Origin of the sequence: Bacillus cereus group sp. BfR-BA-01441 (assembly GCF_022663075.1) — a bacterium.
GTDB classification, from domain to species: Bacteria; Bacillota; Bacilli; order Bacillales; family Bacillaceae_G; genus Bacillus_A; species Bacillus_A cereus.
Genome location: NZ_JAKUEU010000491.1, coordinates 1 through 201, shown reverse-complemented (window position 1 = coordinate 201; position 201 = coordinate 1). Strand labels below are relative to the sequence as shown.

The window sequence follows — 201 nt, the reverse complement described above, 5'->3', positions numbered from 1 at the left end:
GATAGATAGATATTTAGGTTTTAGTTTAGAAATATTAGATTTTAATTCTAAAAGATTAAGTTCTAATTCAGATAGATTAGGTTTTAGTTTACTTTCATTTTGCAAGTTACCTTGATTCTTCTGTTTTTCTTGATGTTTTTGAGCTTTTTTTTGATTAGTAACTTTCTTTTCTTTACGGAGTTCATTAATTGCATTAATATA

General features: G+C 23.4%; 1 pseudogene. It reads right to left on the bottom strand.

Features of this window, described 5'->3' with window-relative positions:
* Positions 1-201 (bottom strand): annotated as a pseudogene (locus MR107_RS31330) (hypothetical protein); the annotation flags it as partial.